Raw genomic sequence first — 8,068 nt, forward strand, 5'->3', positions numbered from 1 at the left:
AAAAGTTGAAAAATAGTCGAAAAATCCAGATGTACCAAGGTATTAAGTAAGGTCGGCGGAGAATTAAGTGATAAAGTCGGGTATAAACGATAGACAAAATCAAGAATTTTCTGTCTATTTTTTGAATATTTATGGAGAATGAGACTGATGAAAATATGGTATAATGAAATAAAGGAGTTTTATATGCAAAAATTTATTCAAGCTTATATTGAAAAGCTAGATGTGACAACCATTATCGAAAATATTCTAACCAAGGTCATTTCTCTTTTACTGCTTTTGATTGTATTTTATATTGCTAAAAAAATGCTTCATACCATGGTGCAGAGAATTGCCAAACCTTCTCTAAAAATGTCTCATCATGATGTCGGGCGCCAGAAAACCATCTCACGTTTGTTAGAAAATGTGTTTAATTATACGTCATATTTCTTTTTACTCTACTGTATTTTATCGATTTTAGGCTTACCTGTATCTAGCTTGCTGGCTGGGGCTGGAATCGCTGGGGTGGCGATTGGGATGGGAGCCCAAGGTTTTCTGTCTGATGTCATCAATGGCTTTTTCATCCTTTTTGAACGTCAACTGGATGTGGGAGATGAGGTTGTTCTGACCAACGGCCCCATTACTGTATCGGGTAAGGTTGTCAGTGTGGGAATTCGTACGACACAGCTTCGTAGCGAGGAGCAAGCTCTTCACTTTGTTCCGAACCGAAATATCACGGTTGTTAGCAATTTCTCACGCACGGACTAGACCTGTTATTTTAAGTAATTTGTGGTACAATAGAGGGAGTTTAATAAAGGAGAAAAGATGGTTTTAGAAAAGCAGTTGGGCAATGGTTGTACCTGGATAGACCTAGACCTCGGAAAGTTGAATAAACTAGAAGATTTGTCAGAAATCTACGGCTTGGACAAGGAAACCATTGAATACGCACTGGATAGAAACGAGCGTGCCCACATGGACTATCACCGTGAAAGTGGGACGGTTACCTTTATCTATAATGTCCTAGATGTGAAAAAGGACAAGGCCTACTATGAGACTTTTCCCATGACCTTTATCGTGGAGCATCGTCGCCTGATTACCATTAGTAATACCAAGAACGCCTATGTCATTGAACAGATGACTCGTTATCTGGAGAGCCATGACATGCTTTCGATTTACAAGTTTCTCTTTGCCAGTCTGGAAATCATCAGCAATGCCTACTATCCTGTCATCGAGCAGATGGACAAGAGTAGGGATGAGGTTAATGGCCTCTTGCGCCAGCGAACGACTAAGAAAAACCTCTTTGCCCTGTCTGACTTGGAAACTGGTATGGTTTATCTGACGGCAGCTGCCAAACAAAATCGGATTTTGTTGGAGCATATTCAAGGGCACGCCCTCTATCGTAGTTTTGATGAGATTGAGAGAGAACAGTTTGATGATGCCATGATTGAGGCTCATCAGCTGGTATCCATGACAGACCTAATCTCTCAGATTTTACAGCAGCTTTCAGCCTCTTACAACAACATTCTAAACAATAATCTGAATGATAATTTGACAACCTTGACTATCATTTCAGTCTTGCTAGCGGTTTTGGCAGTCGTGACAGGCTTTTTCGGAATGAATGTTCCACTACCTTTAACAGATGAGCCCCATGCTTGGCTCTACATCAGTTTGGCTAGTATAGGTTTGTGGATTGTTTTATCCTTGTTACTAAGGAAAATTGCGAAAAAAAGTTAAGAAAAGGAGCCAGAATGGCGATTGAAAATTACATGCCAGATTTTGCTGTGGAAGCAGTTTATGATCTGACAGTCCCAAGCCTGCAGGCGCAGGGAATCAAGGCTGTTTTGGTCGATTTGGACAATACCCTCATTGCTTGGAACAACCCTGATGGGACGCCAGAGATGAAGCAATGGCTACATGATCTTCGGGACGCGGGCATTCGCATTATCGTAGTCTCAAATAACACCAAAAAACGCGTCCAAAGAGCAGTTGAGAAGTTTGGAATTGATTACGTCTATTGGGCTCTGAAACCCTTCACATTTGGGATTGACCGTGCCATGAAGGAATTTCATTATGAGAAAAGTGAAGTGGTCATGGTTGGCGACCAGCTCATGACAGATATACGAGCAGCCCACCGTGCAGGCATTCGCTCGATTTTAGTCAAACCCTTGGTCCAACATGACTCGATTAAAACGCAGATTAACCGAGCTCGTGAGCGTCGTGTGATGCGAAAAATCACTGAAATGTACGGACCGATTACATATAAAAAAGGAATTTAACTATGGAAGAAATTCTCTGTATTGGTTGTGGAGCAACCATTCAGACGACAGATAAGGCTGGTCTGGGTTTTACCCCTCAGTCGGCACTTGAAAAAGGATTGGAGACTGGCGAAATCTATTGCCAACGCTGTTTCCGTCTCCGCCACTACAATGAAATCACGGATGTTCAATTGACAGACGATGATTTCCTAAAACTCTTGCACGAGGTAGGAGACAGTGATGCCCTGGTGGTTAATGTCGTTGATATCTTTGACTTTAATGGCTCTGTCATCCCAGGCTTGCCACGTTTTGTCTCGGGCAATGATGTCCTCCTGGTTGGAAATAAAAAAGATATCTTGCCCAAGTCTGTTAAACCAGGCAAGATTAGCCAGTGGCTCATGGAACGTGCCCACGAAGAAGGTCTCCGTCCAGTTGATGTCGTCCTAACTTCAGCCCAAAACAAGCATGCCATTAAGGAAGTCATTGACAAGATTGAACACTACCGTAAGGGCCGTGATGTCTATGTCGTTGGGGTAACTAACGTTGGAAAATCAACCCTAATCAATGCTATTATCCAAGAAATCACGGGTGACCAGAATGTCATTACGACTTCGCGCTTCCCAGGAACAACCTTGGACAAAATCGAGATTCCGCTTGACGACGGATCTTATATCTACGATACGCCGGGGATTATCCACCGTCACCAGATGGCTCACTATTTGACGGCTAAAAACCTCAAGTATGTTAGTCCTAAAAAGGAAATCAAGCCTAAAACCTATCAGCTCAATCCTGAACAAACCCTGTTTTTAGGTGGTCTCGGACGCTTTGATTTCATTGCGGGTGAAAAGCAAGGATTCACAGCCTTCTTTGACAATGAATTGAAACTCCACCGTACTAAGCTTGAAGGTGCTAGTGCCTTTTACGACAAGCATCTTGGAACCCTTTTAACCCCACCAAATAGCAAGGAAAAAGAAGATTTTCCAAAATTGGTCCAACATGTCTTTAATATCAAGGACAAAACTGACCTAGTCATCTCAGGACTCGGCTGGATCCGCGTAACAGGCATAGCAAAAGTCGCCGTCTGGGCACCAGAAGGCGTCGCCGTCGTCATACGAAAAGCAATTATTTAAAACAAAATCGCTGAGCGAACAAAGTGAGCTCATATAGCGATAGTTATTGCCGTGGTGTGATTGCCAATCTGTAGATTGGCAAGGGGCACAATTGAGACCAAGGCTCAATTGTGAGGTCAGGAAATCCATTTTTCAAAGATGAAATCTTTGGAAAATTAGTTCCGACCGTCCCTCACCACCTAAAATAACTATCAAAAAACAAGGAAGAAAATTATGTCATTAACATCAAAACAACGTGCCTTCCTCAACAGTCAGGCACACACCCTCAAACCCATCATCCAAATTGGAAAAAATGGTCTCAACGACCAAATCAAAACCAGCGTTCGTCAAGCACTTGATGCACGCGAATTGATTAAAGTAACGCTCTTGCAAAATACAGATGAAAATATCCACGAAGTAGCTGAAATTTTGGAAGAAGAAATCGGTGTGGATACAGTCCAAAAAATAGGACGCATCTTGATTTTGTTTAAACAATCCAGCAAGAAAGAAAATCGCAAGATTTCTAAGAAAGTCAAAGAAATCTAAGACCGAAACTCCAAATAACTGTTTTTATAGAGAAATAAAGGGGACTAGCCTATGACAATCGAACTATTGACTCCCTTTACCAAGGTAGAGTTGGAGCCAGAAATCAAGGAGAAAAAACGCAAACAAGTTGGGATTTTAGGGGGGAATTTTAACCCTGTTCACAATGCCCATCTTATTGTTGCGGATCAAGTACGGCAACAGTTGGGACTGGATCAAGTTCTGCTCATGCCTGAATACCAACCTCCTCACGTTGATAAAAAGGAAACCATCCCTGAACACCATCGTCTCAAGATGCTTGAGTTGGCAATTGAGGGGATTGACGGCCTAGTCATTGAAACTATTGAGTTGGAGCGCAAGGGTATTTCCTACACTTACGACACCATGAAGATTTTGACAGAGAAGAATCCAGATACGGATTATTACTTTATCATCGGTGCCGACATGGTTGACTATCTGCCTAAGTGGTACCGAATTGATGAACTGGTTGACATGGTTCAGTTTGTGGGGGTTCAGCGTCCACGCTACAAGGCAGGGACTTCCTATCCAGTTATCTGGGTGGACGTACCGCTCATGGATATCTCGTCCAGCATGGTGCGGGACTTCATTGCCCAAGGTCGGAAACCCAACTTTCTCCTACCTCAGCCAGTGCTAGACTACATCGAGAAGGAGGGGCTCTACTGATGTCCTATCAAGACTATATCAACTGCTCCCGTGAGGCCTTGTTGGAAAAAATGGCAGAGCTTCTACCTGAGAAACGTCTAACCCATTGTCTAGGTGTGGAGCGTGCCGCTATGGAGTTAGCTCAGCGCTTTGGTGTAGATGTTGAGAAAGCAAGTCTAGCAGGTCTTCTTCATGACTATGCTAAAAAGTTGTCAGATCAGGAATTTCTAGACTTGATTGACCGTTATCAGCTAGATTTCGACCTCAAAAACTGGGGTAATAATGTCTGGCATGGTATGGTCGGAATTTACAAAATTCAGGAAGATTTGGATTTGCATGATTCAGAAATCCTGCGAGCCATTGAAGTCCATACAGTCGGTGCTGGTCAGATGACAGACCTAGATAAGGTTGTCTATGTAGCAGACTATATCGAGCACAATCGATCCTTTCCTGGAGTAGATGTGGCGCGTGAGATTGCAAGTCTATCGCTCAATAAGGCGGTGGCCTACGAAACAGCTCGTACCGTGGAGTATCTAGCTCATCAGGGATTCCCCATCTATCCCCAAACCCTTGAAACCTATAACGCCTTTGTGCACTATTTGAAAGAGAACTAAATGAAGATGGCTTTTATAATCATTGATGTTCAGAATGTTTTAGTAGAAACTGGGTTCCAGACAAAAAGTCTATTGGAAAAAATTTCTTATTTACAAAACCAGGCTAGAAGCAAGAATATTGAAATTATCTATGTTCAACATATTGAGAACTCTGAAGCTCAAACATCAGAAGATTGGCAGTTATCTGCGCTTTTAAATCGAAAACCTGCTGAAAAGGTCTTTCAGAAGAAGTATAACAGTATTTTCAAAGAAACTGGCTTAAAAGAATACTTGGATAAACAGGGGATTGAAAAATTAGTTTTATGTGGTATGCAGACAGAATATTGTGTGGATACCTCTGTCAAGGTTGCCTTTGAATATGGCTATCAGCTTATTGTTCCAGAAGGTGCTGTCACAACCTTTGATGGGGATGACATTCCAGCAGAAACGATTAATGAATTTTATGAGGACATTTGGGAGGAGCGCTTTGCAGATGTCCTAGATTACAAACATATTTTCTAAAAAGAGGATTAAATGAACGAAAAAGAATTACTAGAACTAGTCGTGAAAGCGGCTGATGAGAAACGTGCGGAGGATATCCTCGCACTTGACGTACAAGATTTGACTAGTGTGACGGACTACTTTGTCATCACTAGCTCTATGAATAGCCGTCAGTTGGACGCTATCGCTGATAATATCCGTGAAAAAGTAGCGGAAGCAGGCTTTAAAGGCAGTCATATCGAAGGAGATGCGGCTGGAGGTTGGGTCTTGCTAGACCTCGGTGCTGTCGTTGTACATATCTTCTCAGAAGAAATGCGTGCCCACTATAATCTGGAAAAACTATGGCATGAGGCGGATTCTGTAGACTTATCTGAAACTCTGGCGTAGAAGATGAACTCAGTTGTAGTCAACTGGGTTTCTTTGCTTATTTTAGAAGAAAATTGATAGAAAGGTGAGGGCGAGTGGTGTTTGCCATGTAGGCTCTTGGTATCATGATTATGGCAACTTATGAAACTTTTGCGGCGGTCTATGATGCGGTCATGGATGACAGTTTATACGACAAATGGACTGATTTTTCTCTGCGTCATTTGCCAAAAACTAAGGAGAGAAAGAAACTCTTGGAATTGGCTTGTGGGACAGGAATTCAATCAGTGCGCTTCTCTCAGGCTGGTTTTGATGTGACTGGACTGGACTTGAGCGCAGATATGTTGAAAATTGCCGAAAAGAGAGCGGCTTCAGCCAAGCAAAAGATTGATTTTATGGAAGGTAATATGCTGGATTTGTCCAAGGCAGGTCAATACGACTTTGTCACGTGTTACTCGGACTCAATCTGCTACATGCAGGATGAGGTGGAAGTAGGGGACGTTTTTAAAGAAGTCTATAATGTCCTCAACGAAGACGGAGTTTTCATCTTTGATGTGCATTCGACTTACCAGACGGATGAAATTTTTCCAGGCTATTCCTACCATGAAAATGCGGAAGATTTTGCCATGCTCTGGGATACTTATGAGGATGCAGCACCTCACTCCATCGTCCATGAGCTAACTTTCTTTATCAAGGAGGCGGACGGTTCCTTTAGTCGCCACGATGAAGTGCATGAGGAGCGGACTTATGAGGTTCTGACCTATGATATTTTACTGGAACAGGCTGGTTTCAAGTCCTTCAAACTCTATGCGGACTTTGAGGACAAGGAGCCAACAGAAACTAGCGCTCGTTGGTTTTTTGTGGCGCAGAAGTAGGAGATTACTATGACCATCACAGGTATTATTGCGGAGTTTAATCCTTTTCATAATGGGCATAAATACTTGCTGGATCAGGCTGAGGGACTGAAAATCGTTGTCATGTCTGGTAATTTTATGCAGCGAGGAGAGCCTGCTATCGTTGACAAGTGGACACGGGCCCAGATGGCGCTGGAAAATGGCGCAGACTTGGTAGTGGAATTGCCCTTTTTAGTCAGTGTTCAGGCGGCGGATTTCTTCGGCCAAGGAGCTGTGGATATCTTGGCTCGGTTGGGCATTGATACTTTAGCATTTGGGACGGAGGAAATTCTGGATTACCAGAAAATCGCTGACTTATACACAGAGCAGGGGGTTGAGATGGAGAAATTTGTGGAAAATCTGCCTGATTCCCTCTCTTATCCCCAGAAAACCCAAGCCATGTGGAAGGAATTTGCAGGTCTTGATTTTTCAGGCAATACGCCCAATCATGTCCTTGCTCTGGCTTATGTCAAGGCAGTTGCAGGACGAAACATCAAGCTTGAGCCAATTCAGCGTCAGGGGGCAGGTTACCATTCTGTGGACCAGGATGTGGACTTTGCCTCAGCGACAGCTCTTCGTCAGCACCAAAGGGACAAAGATTTCTTAGAACGCTTTATGCCTTCTATTACCCTATTTAAGCAGGCCAGTAAGGTGAGCTGGGAAGACTATTTTCCTATGCTCCGCTATCAAATCTTGTCCAATTCAGACCTAACCACCATCTATCAGGTTAATCAAGAAATGGCTGTGCGCATTAAAGAGGCTATTAAAACAGCCCAGTCTGTGGAAGAATTGGTCGAGTTAGTGACTACCAAACGCTACACCAAGGCGCGTGTCAGACGCCTCTTGACCTATATCTTGGTGCAGGCTAGAGAAAGTGACTTGCCAGAAGCCATTCATGTTCTTGGGTTTACTGAAAAAGGCAGACAACACCTTAAGTCTTTGAAAGGGCAGGTCAATCTAGTCAGCCGAATTGGTAAAGAACCTTGGGATGCCATGACCCAAAAGGCAGACCAGATTTATCAACTAGGACATCCAAGTATAGCAGAGCAGAATTTTGGAAGAGTACCGATTAGAATAGAAACAAACTAAGTCTACCGAAAGGTAGGCTTTTTGAGATTTTTTACGAATAATACTCTTCGAAAATCTCTTCAAATCGCGTCAACGTCGCCTTG

At 43.1% G+C, this 8,068-nt stretch carries 11 protein-coding genes; all 11 read left to right on the forward strand.

Annotated features, from left to right (window positions below; genetic code table 11):
• Positions 1 to 183: 183 nt before the first annotated feature.
• Positions 184 to 744, forward strand: coding sequence for a mechanosensitive ion channel domain-containing protein (locus HT723_RS10455; RefSeq protein WP_001168882.1), 561 nt, complete (start codon positions 184 to 186; stop codon positions 742 to 744).
• A gap of 57 nt (positions 745 to 801) precedes the next feature.
• Positions 802 to 1,710 (forward strand): magnesium transporter CorA family protein, encoded by a 909-nt coding sequence (locus HT723_RS10460; RefSeq protein ID WP_172935158.1) that lies wholly within the window; start codon positions 802 to 804, stop codon positions 1,708 to 1,710.
• A gap of 14 nt (positions 1,711 to 1,724) precedes the next feature.
• Complete coding sequence (locus HT723_RS10465; RefSeq protein WP_050208330.1) at positions 1,725 to 2,252, forward strand: YqeG family HAD IIIA-type phosphatase; 528 nt, start codon at positions 1,725 to 1,727, stop codon at positions 2,250 to 2,252.
• 2 nt (positions 2,253 to 2,254) lie between these two features.
• Positions 2,255 to 3,361: a ribosome biogenesis GTPase YqeH gene (gene yqeH, locus HT723_RS10470; RefSeq protein WP_172935159.1), complete on the forward strand. Its 1,107-nt coding sequence runs from the start codon at positions 2,255 to 2,257 to the stop codon at positions 3,359 to 3,361.
• A gap of 213 nt (positions 3,362 to 3,574) precedes the next feature.
• Positions 3,575 to 3,886 carry a ribosome assembly RNA-binding protein YhbY gene (gene yhbY, locus HT723_RS10475; RefSeq protein ID WP_000060169.1) on the forward strand — a complete coding sequence of 104 codons (312 nt, stop codon included), beginning with the start codon at positions 3,575 to 3,577 and terminating at the stop codon, positions 3,884 to 3,886.
• A gap of 51 nt (positions 3,887 to 3,937) precedes the next feature.
• Positions 3,938 to 4,567 carry a nicotinate-nucleotide adenylyltransferase gene (locus HT723_RS10480; RefSeq protein ID WP_000151307.1) on the forward strand — a complete coding sequence of 210 codons (630 nt, stop codon included), beginning with the start codon at positions 3,938 to 3,940 and terminating at the stop codon, positions 4,565 to 4,567.
• Positions 4,567 to 5,160 (forward strand): bis(5'-nucleosyl)-tetraphosphatase (symmetrical) YqeK, encoded by a 594-nt coding sequence (yqeK, locus tag HT723_RS10485; RefSeq protein WP_023933749.1) that lies wholly within the window; start codon positions 4,567 to 4,569, stop codon positions 5,158 to 5,160. The genes HT723_RS10480 and yqeK overlap by 1 nt, the downstream gene beginning before the upstream one ends.
• The gene (locus HT723_RS10490) at positions 5,161 to 5,661 is read left to right on the forward strand and encodes a cysteine hydrolase family protein (RefSeq protein ID WP_000781356.1); all 501 of its coding nucleotides are present in this window, start codon (positions 5,161 to 5,163) and stop codon (positions 5,659 to 5,661) included.
• A 12-nt stretch (positions 5,662 to 5,673) separates the two neighbouring features.
• Positions 5,674 to 6,027: a ribosome silencing factor gene (gene rsfS, locus HT723_RS10495; RefSeq protein WP_023933751.1), complete on the forward strand. Its 354-nt coding sequence runs from the start codon at positions 5,674 to 5,676 to the stop codon at positions 6,025 to 6,027.
• Positions 6,028 to 6,137: 110 nt separating this feature from the next.
• The gene (locus HT723_RS10500) at positions 6,138 to 6,878 is read left to right on the forward strand and encodes a class I SAM-dependent methyltransferase (RefSeq protein WP_031222875.1); all 741 of its coding nucleotides are present in this window, start codon (positions 6,138 to 6,140) and stop codon (positions 6,876 to 6,878) included.
• Between the two features lie 9 nt (positions 6,879 to 6,887).
• Entirely contained in the window at positions 6,888 to 7,985 is a 1,098-nt protein-coding gene (locus HT723_RS10505) for a nucleotidyltransferase (RefSeq protein ID WP_172935160.1), read from the forward strand.
• Positions 7,986 to 8,068 lie beyond the last annotated feature (83 nt).

It is taken from the genome of Streptococcus sp. 2106, assembly GCF_013277315.1.
In the GTDB taxonomy this organism is placed as follows: domain Bacteria; phylum Bacillota; class Bacilli; order Lactobacillales; family Streptococcaceae; genus Streptococcus; species Streptococcus pseudopneumoniae.